The 21,773-nt window shown below is 36.1% G+C and carries 19 protein-coding genes and 2 other RNA genes; 7 read left to right on the top strand and 14 right to left on the bottom strand.

The window, feature by feature from the left end; genetic code table 11:
- Positions 1-44 precede the first annotated feature (44 nt).
- The gene (locus ACO5V7_RS00105; protein WP_485484584.1) at positions 45-1,154 is read right to left on the bottom strand and encodes a cysteine desulfurase family protein; all 1,110 of its coding nucleotides are present in this window, start codon (positions 1,152-1,154) and stop codon (positions 45-47) included.
- Between the two features lie 139 nt (positions 1,155-1,293).
- Between ACO5V7_RS00105 and ACO5V7_RS00100 the strand changes: the two genes are divergently transcribed.
- The 3 genes from ACO5V7_RS00100 to ACO5V7_RS00090 all read left to right on the top strand — a co-directional run bounded on the left by ACO5V7_RS00100 (position 1,294) and on the right by ACO5V7_RS00090 (position 3,423).
- A complete protein-coding gene (locus ACO5V7_RS00100; protein ID WP_485484583.1) occupies positions 1,294-2,565 on the top strand; it encodes a replication-associated recombination protein A in 1,272 nt (423 codons plus the stop codon).
- Positions 2,566-2,634: 69 nt separating this feature from the next.
- Positions 2,635-2,824, top strand: a non-coding RNA gene (ssrS, locus tag ACO5V7_RS00095) — 6S RNA.
- A gap of 140 nt (positions 2,825-2,964) precedes the next feature.
- Positions 2,965-3,423 carry a universal stress protein gene (locus ACO5V7_RS00090; protein ID WP_485484582.1) on the top strand — a complete coding sequence of 153 codons (459 nt, stop codon included), beginning with the start codon at positions 2,965-2,967 and terminating at the stop codon, positions 3,421-3,423.
- A gap of 46 nt (positions 3,424-3,469) precedes the next feature.
- On the opposite strand, the gene dtd is transcribed toward ACO5V7_RS00090, so the two are convergent.
- From dtd to prmA, 4 genes are all read right to left on the bottom strand, one after another.
- Entirely contained in the window at positions 3,470-3,919 is a 450-nt protein-coding gene (gene dtd / locus ACO5V7_RS00085; protein ID WP_485484581.1) for a D-aminoacyl-tRNA deacylase, read from the bottom strand.
- A 9-nt stretch (positions 3,920-3,928) separates the two neighbouring features.
- The gene (locus ACO5V7_RS00080) at positions 3,929-6,145 is read right to left on the bottom strand and encodes a RelA/SpoT family protein (protein ID WP_298645668.1); all 2,217 of its coding nucleotides are present in this window, start codon (positions 6,143-6,145) and stop codon (positions 3,929-3,931) included.
- A gap of 77 nt (positions 6,146-6,222) precedes the next feature.
- Entirely contained in the window at positions 6,223-6,972 is a 750-nt protein-coding gene (locus tag ACO5V7_RS00075) for a 16S rRNA (uracil(1498)-N(3))-methyltransferase (RefSeq protein ID WP_485484580.1), read from the bottom strand.
- The gene (gene prmA, locus ACO5V7_RS00070) at positions 6,973-7,917 is read right to left on the bottom strand and encodes a 50S ribosomal protein L11 methyltransferase (RefSeq protein WP_485484579.1); all 945 of its coding nucleotides are present in this window, start codon (positions 7,915-7,917) and stop codon (positions 6,973-6,975) included. It lies immediately after the preceding gene.
- A 168-nt stretch (positions 7,918-8,085) separates the two neighbouring features.
- Between prmA and gpsB the strand changes: the two genes are divergently transcribed.
- From gpsB to ACO5V7_RS00055, 3 genes are all read left to right on the top strand, one after another.
- Positions 8,086-8,499 (top strand): cell division regulator GpsB, encoded by a 414-nt coding sequence (gene gpsB, locus ACO5V7_RS00065; protein ID WP_005605364.1) that lies wholly within the window; start codon positions 8,086-8,088, stop codon positions 8,497-8,499.
- Positions 8,500-8,544: 45 nt separating this feature from the next.
- Positions 8,545-8,900: RNase P RNA component class B (rnpB, locus tag ACO5V7_RS00060), an RNA gene on the top strand.
- Positions 8,901-8,979: 79 nt separating this feature from the next.
- Positions 8,980-10,128: a THUMP domain-containing class I SAM-dependent RNA methyltransferase gene (locus tag ACO5V7_RS00055; RefSeq protein WP_485484578.1), complete on the top strand. Its 1,149-nt coding sequence runs from the start codon at positions 8,980-8,982 to the stop codon at positions 10,126-10,128.
- A gap of 50 nt (positions 10,129-10,178) precedes the next feature.
- Here ACO5V7_RS00055 and clpB read toward each other — a convergent pair whose 3' ends face one another.
- Together clpB and ACO5V7_RS00045 are read right to left on the bottom strand one after the other, a co-directional pair.
- Entirely contained in the window at positions 10,179-12,785 is a 2,607-nt protein-coding gene (gene clpB / locus ACO5V7_RS00050) for an ATP-dependent chaperone ClpB (protein WP_485484577.1), read from the bottom strand.
- Positions 12,786-12,924: 139 nt separating this feature from the next.
- Positions 12,925-14,037, bottom strand: coding sequence for a hypothetical protein (locus ACO5V7_RS00045; protein ID WP_485484576.1), 1,113 nt, complete (start codon positions 14,035-14,037; stop codon positions 12,925-12,927).
- A 100-nt stretch (positions 14,038-14,137) separates the two neighbouring features.
- Between ACO5V7_RS00045 and ACO5V7_RS00040 the strand changes: the two genes are divergently transcribed.
- Entirely contained in the window at positions 14,138-15,079 is a 942-nt protein-coding gene (locus tag ACO5V7_RS00040; RefSeq protein ID WP_485484575.1) for a diacylglycerol/lipid kinase family protein, read from the top strand.
- Positions 15,080-15,110: 31 nt separating this feature from the next.
- Here the strand turns inward: ACO5V7_RS00040 and ACO5V7_RS00035 are convergent, their stop codons facing one another.
- From ACO5V7_RS00035 to ACO5V7_RS00005, 7 genes are all read right to left on the bottom strand, one after another.
- Positions 15,111-15,473, bottom strand: coding sequence for a DUF956 family protein (locus ACO5V7_RS00035; RefSeq protein WP_308609874.1), 363 nt, complete (start codon positions 15,471-15,473; stop codon positions 15,111-15,113).
- A gap of 23 nt (positions 15,474-15,496) precedes the next feature.
- Positions 15,497-16,423 carry a PTS system mannose/fructose/sorbose family transporter subunit IID gene (locus ACO5V7_RS00030; protein ID WP_485484574.1) on the bottom strand — a complete coding sequence of 309 codons (927 nt, stop codon included), beginning with the start codon at positions 16,421-16,423 and terminating at the stop codon, positions 15,497-15,499.
- A gap of 14 nt (positions 16,424-16,437) precedes the next feature.
- Positions 16,438-17,250, bottom strand: a complete 813-nt coding sequence (locus ACO5V7_RS00025) for a PTS mannose/fructose/sorbose transporter subunit IIC (RefSeq protein WP_485484573.1) — start codon at positions 17,248-17,250, stop codon at positions 16,438-16,440.
- Between the two features lie 20 nt (positions 17,251-17,270).
- Positions 17,271-18,263: a mannose/fructose/sorbose PTS transporter subunit IIA gene (locus tag ACO5V7_RS00020; RefSeq protein ID WP_298645691.1), complete on the bottom strand. Its 993-nt coding sequence runs from the start codon at positions 18,261-18,263 to the stop codon at positions 17,271-17,273.
- 173 nt (positions 18,264-18,436) lie between these two features.
- Positions 18,437-20,071, bottom strand: a complete 1,635-nt coding sequence (locus tag ACO5V7_RS00015; RefSeq protein ID WP_485484572.1) for a CHAP domain-containing protein — start codon at positions 20,069-20,071, stop codon at positions 18,437-18,439.
- A gap of 13 nt (positions 20,072-20,084) precedes the next feature.
- Positions 20,085-20,924 (bottom strand): YitT family protein, encoded by an 840-nt coding sequence (locus tag ACO5V7_RS00010; protein ID WP_039848862.1) that lies wholly within the window; start codon positions 20,922-20,924, stop codon positions 20,085-20,087.
- 52 nt (positions 20,925-20,976) lie between these two features.
- Positions 20,977-21,773: YitT family protein (locus ACO5V7_RS00005; protein ID WP_485484571.1), on the bottom strand; the 797-nt coding region annotated here is incomplete at its 5' end.

The following is a 21,773-nucleotide window of genomic DNA, read 5'->3' as shown; positions in this document are numbered from 1 at the left end:
CAAAATTAGTTTAACATATTTTACCTTTAAACAAAAGCTCTCTTTTACCAGAGAGCATCCACAAATGCATCAATATCCTCTTTCGTTGTCCCCATTCCAAATGAAAGTCTGATGGACTCTTCAAGACGACTTGATTCATCCGGATACATAGCAGATAATACCGGACTAATTTGCACACTTCCAGCTGAACAGGCAGATCCAGCAGATACTGAAACATCTTTCAAATCATTAAAGATTAACGTTTGCGTTGCTTTTCTTCCTTTTATCCAGAGGTTACATATATGTGGATTCTTTGGATTAGGCAAACCATTAATCTCAAATGCAATGCCTTTTTGAGTTAATCTAGCAACGAGGTACTCACGTAACTCTTCATATGTTTGAACTAAATCGTCTCTATTATTTACAACGATTTGTATTGCTTTTTCTAGACCTAAAATATAAGGAACGTTCTCTGTTCCTGCTCTAAACCCTAACTCTTGTCCGCCACCCTTAATTAAAGCGTGAATAGGAGCATCTTTTGATTTATATAATAATCCAATTCCTTTTGGGGCGTAAATCTTATGCCCAGAAGCTGTTAAATAATCAATCCCCTCAACTTTTAATGGTTCTTGCGCAAAGGCTTGAACGGCATCTGTATGGAAATAAGTAGGAGTTTCCTTTAAAAGAGCTGCAATTTCTTCGATTGGAAAACGGGCACCTGTTTCATTATTAACGGTCATGATAGAAACAAGACGAGTATCCTCTCTAAGAGCTTTTTCAACCGCTGACACCTCAATACTTCCCTCTCTATTCGGAGCTAAATACGTTACATCAAAACCTTCCTGTTCTAAAAACTCAGCTGATTTACTAACAGATGGATGCTCCACTGCAGAAACAATAATATGACCTTTTTCTTTTGCAAAATGTTTTCGAATACTTTCAAATACTAAGTTATTTCCTTCAGAACCTGAACTAGTAAAGATAACGGCATCGTGTGGAGAGGCTTGTAGTTCTTTTAAAATAGCTTTTCTCACGCGTTCGATTTTTTGTTTCTGTTCACGACCAATGCGATACACACTAGATGGATTTCCAAAAGAAGCCATTTCCTTTGTAATCACTTTTAACACTTCCGAATGAACCGGTGTTGTTGCTGCATAATCTAAGTAATTCACCATTAATTCTCCTCACTTTCAAACAATACTATTATACGGAATGTCTATTTATTGTCCTAATAAGTTGTTTTAATCTTTCCTATTATATCATTATTTTAACTTATGATACACTAAACATAAAGAAATATAAGGAGGAGCTTAAATGAACCACCAACCGCTCGCTTACCGCATGCGACCTCGTACGATTGAAGAAGTGATTGGTCAAGAGCATCTTGTCTCTCCTGGAAAAATTATCAATCGCATGGTTGTGGCTAAACAATTATCATCTATGATTTTATATGGACCTCCAGGAACTGGAAAAACCAGTATTGCAAGTGCTATTAGCGGTAGTACGAAAATTACCTTTAGACAACTAAATGCAGCAACCGATACAAAAAAAGATTTACAAATTGTTGCTGAAGAAGCAAAGATGTCGGGTAGTGTTATTTTACTACTTGACGAAATTCACCGACTCGATAAAACAAAACAAGACTTTTTATTACCGCATTTAGAAAACGGTCGAATTATTTTAGTCGGTGCTACAACTGAGAACCCATATATTTCGATTAATCCAGCGATTCGCAGTCGTACACAAATTTTCGAACTCAAACCACTCTCTTCAGATGATATTAAAAAAGCACTCTTAAAGGCTATCAAAGATGAAGAACGCGGATTAGGAAAACTTGATTTAAACATTTCAGAAGAAGCCTTAAATCACTTTGCAAGTACTACCAACGGTGACGTTAGAAGTGCCCTAAACGCACTTGAACTAGCGGCAAAGTCTACTGAACCTGGTGAAGATGGGATAATTCATATTACGATCCAAATCGCTGAAGAATGCATCCAAAGAAAGGCACTCTCCTACGATAAGGACGGAGATCACCATTACGATGTCATCTCTGCTCTTCAAAAATCCATTCGCGGTTCAGATGTAAATGCTGCTTTGCATTACGCTGCTCGTTTAATAGAAGCCGGAGATCTAACAAGTTTAATGAGACGTCTTTTAGTCATTGCTTACGAAGATATTGGACTAGGAAATCCTCAAGGAGCTTCTCGCGCAGTATCAGCAGTTCAAGCTGCAGAGCGTCTAGGTTTGCCAGAGGCACGAATCCCACTAGCAAATGCCATTATCGAACTAGCCCTTTCACCGAAATCAAACACCGCTATCCGTTCGATTGATAGTGCCTTATCGGATGTTCGAAAAGGTCGTGCAATAAGTATTCCAAACTACTTAAAAGATGCTCATTATTCTGGTGCTTCAAAATTAGGACGTGGCATTGGATATAAATATCCTCATGACTACCCAGGACATTTTGTAAAGCAACAATACTTGCCAGATGCTCTTAAAAATGAGGAATATTTTAAGGCAGAACCAACCTCTTCCTACGAGGAAGCCTTGATGAAACAATACCAAAAGTATCGTCAAAATAATTAGTGATTTCTTAAGAAATCGGTACCAAAATTTTATTGCAATTCCCCTATTCATGTGCTACTATAATGACATAGAGATCTAAGATGTGCGCGGTATTTACTAAGTGTTGACCGAACAATTTACGACTTTTTAGGGATTCAGATTGATGTTACTGATAACAAGCCTTTTCACTTGGTAGTTAGGAAGTAATACATAGAAGCCCACCTGCTTTAGATGCGGGTTCAAACTAACAAATACATCAAACGGCATCGTTGGAAATCTATATAAAGTTATTAACTTTAGGCCACTCTTCGTGAGTGGTTTTTCTTTTACCTAAATTCCTATTTTCTTCCTTTTTGGTTCCCTTTTCATTCCCTTCATTTAGGTGTATAATAAGAATATCAAGAATAAGGATGTGATTTTATGTTTCATGAATATGAAAAAATTCTCGTTCCAATTGATGGTTCTAAGGAAGCTAAACTAGCCTTTGACAAAGCCATTGAAGTGGCCAAACGAAATCATGCGAAGCTTCTATTATCACATGTCATCGATACTCGTTCTCTTCAAACACCTACTGGATTTGAAGGAAATTTTTCAGATGAAATTCGTAAACAAGCCGAAAACTTATTTGCTGAATATGTTGATTATGCTAAATCTCATAACTTTACAGATGTTGAAACAGTACTTGAATATGGTTCGCCTAAAGTGGTCATTTCTAAACAACTGACAAAGGATTACAATATAGACCTTATCATGATGGGAGCTACCGGATTAAATGCTGTAGAACGTCTCTTCATTGGTTCGGTTTCTGAATATGTGATTCGAAATGCCTCTTGTGACGTTTTAGTCGTAAGAACAGACTTAGAAAACAAACGTCCATAATCATTTGATAAAAAAATAAGCACAGGAGAAGTCCTGTGCTTTCTTTTTATTGATTTTTTGTATCGAGTAAAATCGTTACTGGCCCATCATTCACAAGACTGACTTGCATATCCGCTCCGAACTCACCTGTTTCAACCATTAAACCATACTCGGTTCGAAGAATATCATTGAATTCTTCATAGAGCTGATTCGCTAATTCTGGACTGGCAGCACCGGTAAAAGAAGGTCTATTCCCCTTTTTTGTATCTGCAAACAGTGTAAACTGCGAAACGGATAAAATTTTCCCTCCGACTTGATGAATCGATAAATTCATTTTTCCATTCTCATCGCTGAAGATACGCATTCCAGCAATCTTTCTAGCTAAATAGGAGGCATCATCTCTATTATCATCAGGACCTACACCAACTAATAAGAGGAAGCCTTGATTGATTTCACCAACAACGGATCCTTCAATCGATACACTCGCGGACTTCACTCGCTGTAATACTATTCTCATGAACTCCTCCTATGAAATCACACGACGTACACTGTAAACATCGGGAATTTGTTTAATCTTATCCACAATAAAGTCTAATTGTTGCGTATTCATAATTCCGATATTGACGGAGATTGTCGCCATCTTATTCGCATCAACTTTCCCGTTAACTGAGTTTAGTGATTTCGTCGTACTGTTGATAACATTCAAGACTTCATTCAATAATCCATTACGGTTATATCCTTCAACAACTAGTTCCGTATCGTATTGTTGCCCTGTGTTAGCAGCATCCTCCCAATCCACTTCGATCAGGCGATTTTGTTCGCTCTCAGGTAGTTGAACGTTCGGACAGTCTTTTCTATGAACAGAAATTCCTCGACCTTTCGTAATATAACCAACAATGTCGTCCCCGGGAACTGGATTACAACAACGACTTAAGCGAATAAGAAGATTGTCTACTCCTTCAATAATCACGCCGCCTTCATGACGAATTTTCATCTTTTGACTTTCTTTCTTCTGTCCTTGAGTCGTCGTTTTCTCAAAAGCAGTTTCAACAACTTTTTGATCCTCGATTTCTTTACGAGCTTTATCGGTCATCTTATTAGCAACTGTTTGATAAGAGACTTCTCCAAAACCAATTGATGCTAACAAATCTTCTTCCGTTCCAAAGTTGAAACGAGCAGCAATGTCTTTCATACCTTGTTTTGTCATAAAGTCCTTGAAATTAAATCCAAGCTCTGTAATTTGCTTTTCGAGTAGCTCACGTCCTTTGATAATATTTTCATCGCGATCTTGTAACTTAAAGAAACGTTTGATTTTATTTTTCGCACGTGTTGTATAAACAAGATTAATCCAGTCACGAGAAGGTCCAAATGAATTGGCAGACGTCAATACCTCTACAATATCCCCAGTCTTTAACTGATAGTTCAATGGAACAATCTTATTATTGACTTTGGCCCCTACTGTTTTGTTACCAACCTCAGTATGAATATTATAAGCAAAATCAAGTGGTCCAGAACCTAAAGGAAGCTCAGATACATCTCCCTTTGGCGTAAAGACATAAACCTTATCTCCGAAGATGTCTCCTTTTACACTATTCATAAAGTCTTTGGCATCTTTAGTTTCATTTTGCAGTTCGATTAAGTCCTTAAACCAATCTAATTGTTTTTGCAATGGATCGTTCGTAACTTTTTCTTTATTTCCTTCTTTATAAGCCCAGTGAGCAGCAACCCCGTACTCAGCTACTTGGTGCATTTCAAAGGTACGGATTTGAATTTCCACTGGTCGGCCACCAGGACCAATTACCGTTGTATGGATGGATTGATACATATTCGCTTTTGGAATAGCAATATAGTCTTTAAAACGACCTGGCATTGGTTTCCATTTTGTATGAATCGCCCCAAGAACAGCGTAGCAATCTTTAATGCTGTCGACTAATACACGAATGGCTAGTAAATCATAAATTTCGCTAAACTGTTTCTTTTGATCTTTCATTTTACGGTAAATGGAATAAATATGTTTTGGACGTCCATAAATGACCGCTTCAATTTCCAAATCTTTAGTCGCTTCTTTAATATTTTCAATTGTTGTTTCAATGTACTCTTCACGTTCATCACGTTTCGAATTCATGAGATGAACAATACGATAATATTGCTGTGGGTTTAAATATCGAAGAGATGTGTCTTCCAATTCCCATTTAATTTTATTCATCCCCAGACGGTGCGCTAGCGGTGCATAAATTTCAAGCGTTTCTTCAGCAATCATTCTTTGTTTTTCAGGTTTATGAAATTTTAATGTACGAAGATTATGTAGTCTATCAGCTAGTTTTACCATAATCACACGCAAATCATTAGCCATCGCAAGAAGCATTTTACGGTGATTCTCCGCTTGTTGTTCTGCGTGAGATTTATATTTGATTTTTCCTAATTTCGTGACACCTTCTACAAGAAATGCTACATCTTTTCCAAACTCATACTCAATATCATCGATACTAAAACCCGTATCTTCAACAACATCATGAAGAAACCCTGTTGCAATAGTATCAGGATCCAGCTTTAATTCCGCAAGAATCCCAGCAACTTGGATAGGATGAACAATATACGCTTCACCTGATTTACGCACTTGTTCCTTATGAGCGAAGGTTGCGAAATAAATCGCTTTTTCTATAAATTGAATGTGCTTCTCATTCATGTACTCCTTACACATTGCAAGGACATCATCTGAGGTGTAAGTCTTATTTTTAGACATTTGAATCTCCTTAAGCATTTCTTGATTGCATGTAGTAATTTATAGTACCGCTCTAAACGAATATCGTCAACTGAAGTTTATTGCAGTAATTCACATTGATAGGATAATGCACTTAAAGCATATAAAGGAGCCGTTTCTGCTCGTAAAATTCTTGGCCCTAATGAACAAGTATGAAACTCATTCATTTGTAATTTGGCTACTTCTTTATCGTCAATGCCGCCTTCCGGACCAAAAACGAAAACAATCTTTTCTCCTTCTTTTAAAGCTTGTAAACTCTTTACAAGTTGAACAGTCTCGCATTCTTTTGCAGCTTCTTCATAAGCAATTAATTTTTGATGATACGGTTTTGTGTATTCTATCAAACTTTCGATGGTCATTACGTCACTGATAAATGGTACTTTTAATCGATGAGACTGTTCACTTGCTTCTTCTGCAATTTTTTGTAATCTTTCTGTTTTTTTGCTAGCTTTATCCTTGTTCCATTTCACAACATTTCTAGACAACTCTAGAGGAATAATTTCATTAACTCCTAATTCCGTTGCTTTTTGAACAATCCAATCTAATTTATCTCCTTTTGATAAACCGACTGCAATTGCGGTGAACACGGGAAGTTCTACCTTTTGATTTAAGGTCTTAATAACTCTCACTTCAAAAGGTTCTAAACAAACTAGTTCAACTATTGCTAAGGTACTATTCTCATCCACAATTTCAAACTGCTCTTCCACTTTCATTCTCATCACGTTTTTCAATTGATGTATCTGTTCTTTTGAAAACTCAAGTGAATGAGTAGTTTCGCTAACGATTCCTTTTACAAAATAACGTTGCATTTACTCAACATCCTTTTTCATAATAAAACAATTCCACTCTTTCATTGTCATTCTTTCAACAAGAGTAAATCCAGCTTTTTCATAAGCTTCCTTCACTTCATTTGCTTTTGACTCAATAATTCCAGATAAAATTAAACTTCCATCATCCTTCAGATTACGATAAGCATCTTCTGGCATTTGAAGTAAAATCTCAGCTAAAATATTCGCAACGATTAAGTCACTCTTCTGGTCTACCCCAACAAGTAAATTATTTTCAAAAACTTCAATTTCACCAATGGTAGGATTCAATGCAATGTTTTCTTTTGCAACTCGAGTAGCCATTTCATCAATATCAAATGCAGTCACTTTACTTGCACCTAATAATTTAGAAGCAATACTTAAAACACCAGATCCAGTACCCACATCAAGAACACTCTCATTTCCTCGAATCGTTTGCTCTAAAGCGGTTAGGGACAATTGAGTCGTTGGATGTGTTCCTGTTCCAAATGCTAAACCAGGATCTAATTCAATTAATAACTCATCATCTTGTTCTTTTTCATAATCAATCCAACTAGGAACCACTGTTAAGAATCTTGTAACACGCACTGGGAAATAATATTGCTTCCATGCATTAGCCCAGTCTTCTTCACCTACTTCCTTCACTTGAATGAATAGTGGTCCTGTTTGTAAGCCATAAATTTTAATTTCCTCTAGTTTTTCATGAAGAAGATTAGCTGAATCCTTTAACCACTGTGACGGTTGAAAATATCCTTTAACGATTACCGTATCTGTTTCGTAAAGGTCTTTTTGTTGAACTTTTAACCATTCAAGTTGTTCATCCGTTAATTGATAATAGTCCTGTGGATCTTCAATAGAAACCCCTTTAGACCCTAATTCAATCAAAATAGAACTTACTACCTCTACACTTTCAGAATGTGTATTTACCGTTACTTCTAACCAATTCATGATAATCCTCTACTTTACAAGTTTATTTTTAAAAATTATATCAAATTTCATTAAAAATAACTAAAAATAACTCTGTCGTATTTGTATTTTTCTAGTGATTTTAGTATCATAAAGAAGATAAATTAAATTAATGATTATTATGATTGATTAAAAAAGGGGAAAGCAATTATGGCGCGTATTTCATTAAGTACAAAAGATATTTTACAAAAACAATTTAAACGCTCATTCAGAGGTTTTGATATTGAAGAAGTCGATGCATTTTTAGACTTAATTATTCGTGATTATGACACATTCCAAAAGGAAATCAGCTTTTTACAAGCAGAAAACGAACGTTTATTAACAAAAGTAGACGAATTATCTCGTCAAGCTACTGTATCAAAAGTAAATCGTACTTCTAATGTTTCATCTTCAGGAGTGACTAACTTTGATATTTTAAAAAGACTTTCAAATCTAGAAAAACACGTTTTTGATTCGAAGTTAGAGGAAGGAAATGGTGCTCATTCTTCATTGGATTCAACAGAAGATGATGACGATTTTTATAAAACACGTGTAATTACGCCATTACGTGACAACGATTATTAATCATAAATGTATCAAAATTGATACATTTAACTAAATTACTAAGTAAACTTTGAGTAATCGCGGCATTCAATGCTGAGGAAAGTCCATGCTCGCACAAGCTGAGACGCTTGTAGTGTTCGTGCTTAGCGAAACAATAAGCTAAGGCAACTTTATGTTGACGGCAGAAAAACGAGCTACGGCGGTGCTATGCTCTAGTATTCTTGAAAGTGCCACAGTGACGAAGCAATTTTGGAAACGAAATTGGTGGAACGCGGTAAACCCCTCGAGCGAGCAACCCAAACTTATGGTAGGGGCACTCTTACTAGGAAATGAACGAAAAAAGAGACACATTTGTGTAGACAGATGATTACTGAAATTTAATAGATCCTGCTATTAAATGGAACAGAACATGGCTTATAGAAGTTTACTTCAGGATTTTAGCGAATGGTAAGGAGTGAGGCCTTGTGTCCACTCCTCTTTTTACGAATAAAGGAGAAATCTATGACAAAATATAAATTAATAGCAACTGCTGCTGCAGGAATCGAAGCTCTTGTTGGTAAAGAATTACGCAACTTGGGATACGAAGTTCAAGTCGAAAACGGAAAAGCCTTCTTTGAAGGTGACGACTACGATATCGCTCGTACAAATATTTGGCTTCGAACTGCAGACCGTATCAAAATCATTATGGGACAGTTCACCGCAAAAACATTCGACTCGCTCTTTGAACAAACAAAGGCAATTCCTTGGGAGAAAATTCTTCCAGTAGATGCGGAATTCCCAGTATCAGGTAAATCTGTGAAATCAACACTTCACAGTGTTCCAAACTGCCAATCTATCGTGAAAAAAGCAATTGTGAATCGTTTAAGCGAGGCATATCACCGTCGTACTCATTTACCTGAGTCTGGTGCCCTCTATCCTATCGAAGTGGCGCTTTTAAAAGATGTTGTCACTTTAACAATCGATACAAGTGGAACAAGTCTCTTTAAACGTGGCTACCGTACAGAAAAAGGGGGCGCGCCGCTGAAAGAAAACATGGCTGCGGCTCTTGTGATGCTTACAAGTTGGTATCCCGATAAACCGTTCTACGACCCTACTTGTGGTTCTGGGACAATCCCAATTGAGGCTGCTCTGATTGGTAAGAATATCGCTCCTGGATTGAATCGTTCGTTTGCAGCTGAAAAATGGACTTTCTTTACTCCAAGTGTCTTCGATAAAGTTAGAGAAGAAGCTAGAAAAGAAATCCGCACTGATATCCAACTCGATATTCTTGGTGCCGATATTGATGGCTCTATGATTGAGATTGCTAAACAAAATGCGATTAAAGCTGGTGTCGCGGACCAAATCGAATTTAAGCAAATGCAGTTGAAGGACTTCCGCACGAAGAAAGAAAATGGAATTATTGTGGCTAACCCACCATATGGAGACCGTCTTCTTTCTGAAGAACAAGCTCAAGCCATCTATAAACAAATGGGTGAAACCTATGCACCACTGACAACTTGGAGTAAATATATTTTAACGAGTGACTTAACCTTTGAAGAGCACTATGGTCAAAAAGCAACAAAGAAACGCAAACTTTATAACGGTGCTATTCGTACTGACTACTTCCAATTCTGGGGCGTTAGAAAACGTCGAATTCAAGAAGACAAATAAAGCACAAAAAACGCAATGGACAAAAGTCCATTGCGTTTTCTTTATATTACTTATTCATTCTTTCCAATCACTTCAAATGTCACATGATCAATTCCTAAATCACATTTCACTTGGTCGCCTGGAAGGATACTTGCACGGATGATTTCTTTAGCAAGTGGCGTTTCAATTTCACGTTGAATATAACGAGAAATTGGACGAGCACCGTACACTGGATTATAAGCATTATCTGCAATCCAATCTTTCAATTCATCTGTGAAGCTTAAGATGATTTCTTGATCTTCTACACGTTTGGCTAATTGTTTCAACATCTTCGTAATGATTCCACGAATATTGTCTTTAGAAAGTGGTGTGAAGAAGATTGTTTCGTCGATACGGTTCAAGAACTCTGGTTTGAAGGTTGCTTTTAGAACACCTTCTACTGCCGTACGAGTTTCTTCATCGATTGTTTCACCTTGATTTTCAAGCAAGAATTGTGAACCGATATTACTTGTCATAATCATCACGGTATTCTTGAAGTCTACTACACGTCCTTTAGAATCGGTTAAGCGTCCATCGTCTAAAACTTGTAATAAGATATTAAATACATCTGGATGTGCTTTTTCAATTTCATCTAAAAGAACGATTGTATATGGATTACGACGAACAGCTTCTGTTAATTGGCCTCCCTCTTCATATCCAACATATCCTGGAGGAGCTCCCACTAAGCGAGACACTGAATGTTTTTCCATATATTCACTCATGTCAATACGAACCATATGATCTTCTGAGTCGAACAAATCTTCTGCAAGAGCCTTAGCAAGTTCTGTCTTACCAACCCCTGTAGGTCCAAGGAACAAGAAACTTCCGATTGGTCGGCTCGGATTTTGCAAGCCTGCACGAGAACGAAGGACTGCTGAAGCCACTTTTTGTACAGCTTCGTCTTGACCAATCACACGTTCATGAAGAATATCTTCTAAGTGAAGAAGTTTTTCACGCTCGCCTTCCATTAATTTTGTTACAGGAATACCCGTCAAGCGACCCACTACTCGAGCAATTTCTTCAGACGTTACTGATTCTTGAACGAGACGTTGCGTGTTTTCAGCATTCGCCTTGTTTTGATCCTCAAGTTCTTTCAACTCATGTTCAAGGGCTGGAATACGTCCGTGACGAAGTTCAGCCGCTTTTTCAAGGTTGTAGTCTGCTTCTGCTTGTTCCAATTCACGTTTAGCACGATCGATTTCTTCACGTTTGTTACGGATCTTATTAGCTTCTTCTTTTTCGATTTCCCATTTCATTTTGAGGTTATTTGCTTTTTCACGTTGTTCCGCTAATTCCTCTTGTAAAATAGCAAGTCGTTTTTGAGAAGCATCATCTTTTTCCATTTTCAACGCTTGTTCTTCGATTTCAAGTTGCATCAAACGACGAGTGACTGCGTCAAGTTCTGTTGGCATTGAGTTCATTTCAACACGAATCGTAGCACAGGCTTCATCGACTAAGTCAATCGCTTTATCTGGCAAGAATCGGTCAGTAATATAACGGTTTGATAAAGTCGCAGCAGCTACTAACGCACTGTCGTGAATGTTTACACTGTGGTGGATTTCGAAACGTTCTTTCAATCCACGAAGAATTGAAATGGTGTCTTCAACAGTTGGTTCTTGAACGAGTACTTTTTGGAAACGACGTTCTAACGCTTTATCTTTCTCCATATTTTCACGGTATTCGTCAAGAGTTGTGGCACCAATACAATGCAGTTCACCACGAGCCAACATTGGTTTTAGTAAGTTACCAGCATCCATAGAGCCTTCTGTCTTACCAGCACCCACAATTGTATGAATTTCATCGATAAATAAGATAATTCTTCCTTCTGATTTCGTTACTTCTTTCAGAACGGCTTTCAAACGTTCTTCAAATTCACCACGATATTTTGCGCCGGCGATTAACGCTCCCATATCTAATGAGTAAATTAATTTGTCTTTTAAGTTTTCTGGTACGTCTTTTTTCACAATACGTTGAGCTAAACCTTCAACAATCGCTGTCTTACCGACACCTGGCTCCCCAATCAATACTGGATTATTTTTAGTTTTACGAGACAAGATACGAATCACATCTCGAATTTCTTCATCACGTCCAATGACTGGATCTTGTTTTCCAGACTGAACAGCTTCATTTAAATTACGCGCATATTTTGATAATGCTTCATATTGTTCTTCTTGATTTTGACTAGTCACACGTTCTCCCCCTCTTAGCTCTTCAATACGAGATCTTAATTTTTCTTTGTTTACTTGGTGTTGTAGTAAATAGCGAGTCAATGGATGATTTCCAAGTTCCATTAACGCAAGGACAACTACCTCTGTAGATAAATAATCGTCTTTAAAGCTTTCTCTAATTTTTTCAGCTTCTGTAAAGAGTCGGTATAAGTTTTGACTCATACTTTGCCCATATTGGACATTTTGTCCTTCTACTACAGAAATACGGTCTAATTCTTTATCAATTAATTCCTCAAATTCTTTGTCATTCACTTGTAAATCACTATATAAATTTCTAACAAAGTGATTTGGTTCCATAAATACTTTCCATAAATGAGGAATATCTATTTCTTGATGTTTACGGACCATCGCAATTTGTTGCGCTTGGCCTAATGCTTGTTGCATTGTTGTAGTCATTTTTTCAATATTCATCTTCATTCCTCCTTTTGTGGTCTCCTGACCATGTATTAAGTATATACCATTAGTCAGAAAAGGTCAATATTTTTATTTGACTTTTTTTGACTTTAATAAATATTTAAAAAATCAGCCACAACAGTGACTGATTTCTTTTTTACATTTCAATTCGAATAGCACGTCTTGCGCAGTAATACCCTGCAGCAAGATAACCATTAGGATCCACTAATAGTGGTAAATTAACAGAATAATAAGACGATAGTGGCAATAAATTCAAAACAGGTGCTTTGAAATTTTCTTCTAACCATGCTCCCTTAGTATATGGTCTGCCCTCAATTAATTCAGGTCCAAATTCAGCATTTGCAATTTCCAAACCAAACATATTTTCATTCCATATAGGAGAATTAGCTTCGTCTCGAATTAGAGAACGATATAATTGGTTGCCCCATTTAAAGAGACGACGCGTACCGCTTCCACAGCAATACTCCCACTCATCTTCATTTAAAAGCCCCATACCAGTACGTTCAATTTCTTTTCTAGCCTCTTCATAACTAACAGGGTCGGCCACGTAGCAAGCAAAATTATCAGGATTCTTCAAGTCTTGTTGCATAAAGTAACGGTCCACTCGAACCGCTCTAGGGAATTCTTGGAACAGTGCTTCCATTGAATTATCGGGAGTAATAGCTTCTTCCATAATTTCTAGTGTTTCAGGTGCAACTTCTTCTGCTCCTGTTAATTGTCCTGTAACAACTGAATAGTTTCCGATAAAGCGAAGACCTACAAAATAAGGTTTCTTTTCCACTAACATTGCTGAAATATCAACTTTTCTTAATTCAGATGTCATCAAATTAATGCCATCTTCAACCATTTGTGTAGTTAATTTTTCAGAAGAAAGGTCCTTTTCTTGTACCTCTTGATTCAAAAACATAAAACCCGTTAAATGTTGATTTAAATAGCGTTTAAAAGCGTAACGAAGCTCTTGACGTTCTTCGCTACAATCTAGTCCAGAAAGTCCTGACAAACCGCTATCCCACCCAAGAACAACCTCTTTCTGACCAGGTACAAAAACAAAAACTCTACCATCAATTGTTACTTCAAACGTATCATTTGTGATACCAGCATAATCATATTGTACAAACTTTAAATCTTCAATTGTTAGTATTGGATTCACGAAAAAGCGTAGAATATTTCGAATTACTACTTTTTTTGATTCTCTACTTAAATTTTTCCAAGTAGGATTTAACACTCGCTCAAAAAAATCATTAGCCATACTTTCACCTCATCTTCATTATACGTTATTTCTTACAAAAATCACTCTTTTTTTACTTTCATTTATGCTATAATTGTGAAGAGTCGAAAGGAAGTATTTCATGAATTTATTTATTTTTGGAAATCCGATGTCTGGCAGTTTTTCAGGCCAGCAACAAATCAATCATATTGTTGAAGCTTGTACAGAAAAAGGAATTCCCTTCAAGTTATTTCAAACTCAAAGAGCGGGAGAACTTCCAGAATTAATGAACAAATATCTACAACAACGAAATCAGCATACAATAGTCGTTATTGTTGGTGGAGATGGAACTCTTAATGAAGCTATTCATTATTTGAAACAACATAATATCATTATTCCACTAAGCTATTTACCGGCAGGAACTGGAAATGATTTTTCACGGGAAATGAATTTAACTCATCACTCAAGAAAGTTTATTGAAAAGCTTTCAGAGAATAATATTATTGACTTAGAATTTCTTACTTACTCAGAAGCAAACTCACAATCAACTGGTATCATCTTAAATTCGATGGGATTTGGAATTGATGCTGCTATCTGTGAAATAAACCAAAAACAAAGGGAAGCACTTCTTCAAGCAAAAGGAATTAAAAAAGCTTCTTATCTTACTCCTATTATTAAGGCTTTTAAAGAGCGTAAAGAGTTTGATGCTCTAATCACTCTTGATGATGGGAAAAGTTTTGCTTCTACAGAAAATCTTCTTCTTGGAGCTTTTAATCACTCTTATTTTGGAGGAGGGATTCGCTTTGTACCTTCTGCAACACAAGGGAATCATCATTTTCAAATTGCAATTGCTAGAAAAGTCTCTCTTTTTACAGTTCTAAAAGCTTTTCCGTTTATTTTAACAAACGGAACTCATTTCAAACTGTTCCCCCAAAATTTAAAAGAATACTCATGTACAAAAGCCAATATAAAAATTTATGAACCTATAAAAGCTCAAAAAGATGGCGAATTTGTAACATATCCAACGGTGAATTTGAATCTTTCCATGGATCATTATCCCTTTCTACTTACAAATGAAATTTAAAAAGGCGAATGCTTTAGCATCCGCCTTTTTATTACTTTTTAAATATTTTTTTCAAACTAAATAATGGTTCAGTTTTAACAATTTTATCATTTCCAATAAAATCTCTCATCATTTTAAGAGTTCTTCCAGCATCTGAAGAAATAAACTGAAATGTTCCAGCTTGTTTCGTATCAATATAGTATGCTCTAATGAAACGTCCTTTAAACATGACATGAGCCCTAACCAATTTAATTTCTTCCCATGGAATTTGAAGATAGCTTTCCGGGTTCTGATGATTATAGAATTCGAATGCGCGATCTCCAATAAGGATATCACCATTTTTAAATCCTATTCCTCCATTAAAAAGGTTTGCTTTTGTTTTATAAATCGCTTTTGTATTTAATGAAACAGCCATAGTCTATCTCCAATCAAGTAGGATTAAGGAGCCATTACTCCTGTTAAACCAGCTAAAATACCTAATGCAAATAGCCCAAAGATAATGTAAATTGGTTTTACATTTTTCTTCAATAACCACATTACTAAGAATGTTAATAGTAAAGCAGCCAATCCTGGAATCAATTTGTTCAAGTTGTCTTGAAGAGTGGTTACTACTTCAGGCGATAATTTTTTACCATCCAATAATTTGGCAACGATCTCTTGAAGTTGCCCACCAGTCACAACATCATCTTTTCCAGGAGTTTGAATATATTGATCAGCCGTCAATTGTACTTTTGTTAAGACAAGTGGGAATTTCATACTTGTCCAACGTTGTACTAAAATCCCCATTACAAACATCCCTACAATTGAAGAAACTTTTGTAATAGATTGTAAAATACCACCTGATAAGTCTTTAGTAATCTCAGAACCTTGGCGATATCCTAACTCTTGTGTATACCACATAAAAGCGATACGAATTAAGTTCCAAACAATAAAGAAGAATAATGGTCCAATGATTGAACCCGTTGCTGCTAATCCTGCGGCGATCGCACCTAAGATAGGACGAACAGTAAACCAGAATACTGGGTCACCGATACCAGCTAGGGGTCCCATCATACCAACTTTAACCCCTTGAATTGTTGCGTCATCGATTGACGCACCGTTTGCACGGTCTTCTTCTAAAGCTAAAGTTACCCCAAGAATTGGTGAAGCGATATATGGGTGAGTATTAAAGAATTCTAAGTGACGTTTTAACGCTGCTTTTGAATCTTCTGGATTTGGGTATAATTTTTTCAATGCAGGAATTAGGGAGAATGCCCATCCTCCATTTTGCATACGTTCATAGTTCCAAGAACCTTGTAAGAATTGTGAACGTAACATAACTTTTAAGCGGTCTTGTTTCGTTAAAGATACTTTTTTCTCTGTCATCTCATTCACACTCCTTAGTAGTCATTTAAAATGTCACCTAGTGGGTCTCCAGAACCTGAACGTCCACCAGTTGAACCATTTCCCCTGTTATTAGATAAGTTTAAGTAAATTAACGCTAAACTTAAAGCGATAACACCAGTTGCAATCAATGTTAACTCGTTTAAAGGAGCGATTGCGAAACCAATGAAGAAGAATGGCCAAGTTTCTTTAGAAGCCATTAAGTTAATAACCATTGCTAGCCCCACTGCAACTACCATGCTACCACCAATTGTCATACCATTAGCAAACCAATCAGGAATTGCTTTTAAGTAACCTTGAACAACATCTGAAGGTAAGAATAAAAGTAATCCAGCTGGAATCATAATACGTAATCCTTGGCAAGATAATGCAACATAATGCCAGAATGAAACTCCTTTGAAGTCTCCTTTTTCAGCCGCTGCATCCGCTCTATGGACTAATGCAACTGATAATGTACGTACCACCATTGTTAAAACTAAACCAACTGTCGCTAAAGTAACAGCAGTAGCAATAGCAAGGTTACGTCCACCTTCTGTAAAATCATTCCCTTTAATAAAAATAATAGCTGAAGCTACTGATGCTAAAGCAGCATCAGGTGCTACCGCAGCACCAACGTTTGCCCAAGCAAGTGCAATGATTTGTAAAGAACCACCAAGGATAATCCCCTCAGTTAAATGTCCTGTCGCAAGTCCAACTAATGTACAAGCAATAATTGGTTGATGGAATTGAAACTCATCTAAAATCCCTTCCAAACCAGCTAAGAATGCGACAATTAGGACTAAAATAATTTGAAATACATTAAAATCCATAATAATCTCCTATCTCTCTATTATAGTTTCAAGCCTTCATTAGACTTTGCTTCAATTAATTTGAAGATGTCTGCAGGAGAATCCGAAACAACTTTTCGAACATCCATTTTAACACCTAAATCACGTAATTTTTTATAAGTTTCTACATCATCTTGGTCTAATGATAATGCATTACTTACTTGAACTTTACCTACAGAGTGTGCCATTGATCCAATATTTAATTGATCAATATGAACACCTTTTTCAATAACTTCCAAAGCTTCTTGTGGTGTCTCGAATAATAATAATGCCCTTGTATCTCCAAAACGTGGATCGTTGTACACTTCTACTAGTTTATCTAGTGGAATTACATGAGCACGAACTCCAGTAGGTGCTGCTTGTTCAATTAATTTCTTACGTAAGTCATCTTTTGCAACTTTATCAGAAACAACGATAATGCGGTTTGGATTTGTTGCTTTTGTCCAACTTGTAGCTACTTGTCCATGTAACAAACGAGTATCAATACGAGCTAAAACAAATTTAATTTTCCCATCTCCAATAACTGTTCCTTCTGGAATTGCCCCATTAGTAACAGGTGCTGAAGGTGCAGATTTTTCCTCTTTCTTCTCTTCTGGTTGAAGAGCTTCTGGGCGAATCTTAACCCCTTCAATCGCAGTTGGTGCAATTGCCTTTGCGATTTCATGAGAAGTGTTCATTGAAAAACGACTAGCGTACGATTCAATAAGCATTGGTAAGCTTAAACCAGCAACAATTGCACGATGTTCAGGATCTTCTTCGAACAAAATATTTGCTTGGTTAAATGGGCTTCCTCCCCATAAATCTACTAAAAATAGAATTTCTTCTGTCTCTAGTTTATCAACAGCCTCACGCAGTTTACGTTGTAAGTCTTCAGGGCCTTCACTAGGCATAAATGTAACTGATTCAACTTTTTCTTGGTTTCCAAAAATCATAGAACCAGATTGTTTTATCCCGTCAGCGAACTCACCATGACTTGCAATGATAATCCCTACCATAAAGCTACCTCCTTTATATAAATTTAATCATTTTATTGATTTAATTTATAATAACACAACACTGGGAATTTTTCACTAAAATCAACCGTTAATATACGCTGAATTGAGTGCTTTTTGAGCAATAAAAAAAGATAAAAAACCAGTCAAAAATGACTGGTTTTTTATAACATAAATTAATAGTTAGGACGAGCGTACCCAATGATATAGTATGCGGATAAGCGATGAGTGTGGCGCACTACTTTTGACTCATCAACATTCAAATGTTCCGTGGTATTTCCTTCAATAGTTACGATTTTACCATCTTCTACTTTTTCAACAATTGCTATATGATCTGCAACTCCATCACTATTCCAGTCAAAAGTTACAATATCTCCAGCTCTTGGTGTTGATTTGCCAATCCAAATTCTCTTATTTTTGAAAATATTTATGTGATAAGGAACATACGCTTCTTTATCAATAAGATCAATCATTCCCGCAATTTGGTACATAGATGAAACAAAAACATCGCACCAATCATCCCAGCTTTGTACTTTATATCCACTATAACTACTTGGTCCAGAATTATATTGATTCACCAAATACTGGTGAAGAGGATCATACTGTTCTACTCCGATAAATCCTCGAGCTAAATCAAGTAAGATTTCTTTTCGATTTTTAGCTTCGCTAATGTTGGAAACCCATGCACCATCAGGACCTACATAATATTTAAAATTATCTACCCATTTATTGGTTGCCATCTTTCCATCATCTAAAAGATAATAACTTCCGACCCATTTGTTTCGGGAAGGAATACCATTTGAAAAATGATACCAATCACCGGAAGAGTTTTGTTTCCATCCATCTTTCCCTTTTTGGGCTTCTGGAATCCATTTTCCATCCTCATTGACATAGTATCGATTTTGATCGACCCATTGGTTAACGAGCATCTCTCCCCTTTCACCCAAGTAATAATTACCTCTCCAAGCATTTTTAACTAGAGATTCTTTTCCTTCGTAAAAGTACCAATAACCATTCTCTTTTACCCATCCAGATTTCATCTTCTTATCTCTAATCCAAGCACCATTATCACCAACAAAATAACGATAATCATCTACCCATTTGTTCGTTGCCATTGTGCCATCTTCTTGTAGAAAGTAATTTCCTTTCCATACATTTCTTACTGGTAATCCATTTTCATAGAAATACCAAATAGAATCTAATTTAACCCAATTTTCTTTTTTCTTTCCTGGGACCCAGACACCATCTTTATCGACGTAATATTGGTAATTATCAACCCAATTATCAACACTCATTTTCCCATCAGATCCTAAATAATAATAAGAATCGACCCATTTGTTTCGAGTAAGATTTTCTTGTACGTCATAATAGTACCAATAACCATCTTCCTTTTTCCAACCGTTTTTTTTGATTTTTCCTGGTATCCATTTTCCTGAAGAATCAACAAAATAGCGATAATCATCTACCCACTTATTTGTCGCCATTTGACCATTATGTTCTAAATAATAGTCCCCAATCCATTTAGAAGTCTCTAGAACACCATTTTGATTATAATAGTACCAAATCCCATTTGAATCCTTCATCCATCCGGTGCGTTTCACTTCTTTTTCTTTATTAGGAGCCTCTTCTTTCTTTTTCAATACCGTTTCTTTTGTAGTGACTTCATCTTTTTCAGGCTTTGCAACGGTAGTAGTTTCTTCAGTAACATTTTTATTCACTGTTGATTCCGTTTGATTTTCGTTTGCTAAAACCGCTTGTCCATTTATAAAAAGTAAACCTATAAAAATTCCCAAAGCTTTCTTAATTTTCATACTCCCCATCCTTTTAATGCAAAAATTTATTTCCACTGTCGTCAAAGTAGAAAGTAAATCCTTCTCCAATGACCTGATTTACATCTGTAATAATAACAAAGGCGTTCGGATCTATTTCATGAATGATGCGTTGAATTGGCATTAATTGTTGACGATTCACTACAACATAAAGAACTTGTCTTTTATCTTTTGAGTAAAATCCATGCCCATCAAGAACCGTGATTCCTCTGTCTAATTGCTCTTGAATCTTTTGACCAATTAGTTCGTATTGATTTGAAATAATCATTATTGCTTTTCGTGGGTTAAATCCTTCGAGAATAAAATTAATAACCTTACTTGCAATAAATAGCATCATTAACGTTAAAACAGCCTTTTCAAATCCTATTACAAATGCTAAAGGAGTGACAACAATGGTATCAATTACCAATAATGAAGATGAAACTGGCCATCCAAGATATTTATTCATCATCATTGCAATAATATCTGTTCCAGCAGTTGTGCCTTTTCCTAAAATAACAAGTCCCAAAGCAATACCAACAAATACACCAGCAGCAACCGAGGCTACTACTAGATTCTCAGGTACAAATACTGGCCATTCCTGAGTGTATTTTAGAAACATCGGTAGTTCAAATACAGCAAGAACTGTATAAATCATTGTTTTCTTCTCTAAGTAACGATAACCGACGATTAATAAAAAAACATTTAAAACTAGACTTGATAATGCAGGATCAATATTTAGCGTATAGAACATAAGAAGTGTTACTCCCGTAAGGCCACCTTCACCAAAATGATTAGCTATTACTACAGCGTTAATAGTGTATGAAAATAAAAAACAGCCTAAAGTTACGAGCATAAACGATTTTAAAATATCTTTTTTAGAAATAGCTTGCAGTTTAATTACCTCCCTACTCTGGTTCTCTATGGAATCTTCCATAAAAGTTTTCTGTACTAATTTGATTGATAATCGCACGAGGATCCGCTTCTTTAATAACAGCTACGGCATCCATAACTTCATAAGATGAAATTACTGTATGTAATAGATACATTTTTTCTCGACTAAATCCTCCAATAGCGTCCACACATGATATTCCATGCCTTATATTCTTTAAATAAGATTGCATAACATCTTCCCCATAACGAGTCGTAATCTGTAATGTAACCCTATGATATCTCTGATGGAATGTGCTAATCACTTTCGTAGAAATGTATTGGAATATAATCGAATAACCTGCATTTCTCCATCCAAATAACGCCCCAAATATTACAAGTAATAATGTATTAAATAAGAATACTTGTTGCCAAATGGTTTTACCGCTCTTATTTGAAACATATAATGCAATAAAATCCATTCCCCCTGTTGAAGCATTCCCCTTCAATGCGAGCGAAACATACAAGCCGTTTAATACTCCACCAAAAATTACATTCAACATGGTGTCATCGACAAATAAAGGATCAAAATTTAAAACACGAATAAAGAAACTTCCAACAAAAACTTGAAGAATCGAATAAAACGTAAAACGAGCACTAATCCCTCTATAACATAAAATGGCCACAGGAATATTAAGTAGAATTAATAAAATCGAAATGGATAACTCTACACCAAATAATTCGGATATTTGATTTATTAAAATTGCAACACCCAAAAAACCACTAGAAAGTAAATTTGACGGTTGGATAAATACTTTTAATGTGAATGCTTGTA

Source organism: Granulicatella sp., assembly GCF_057274575.1.
This window is presented reverse-complemented; position numbering and strand designations above follow the sequence as displayed.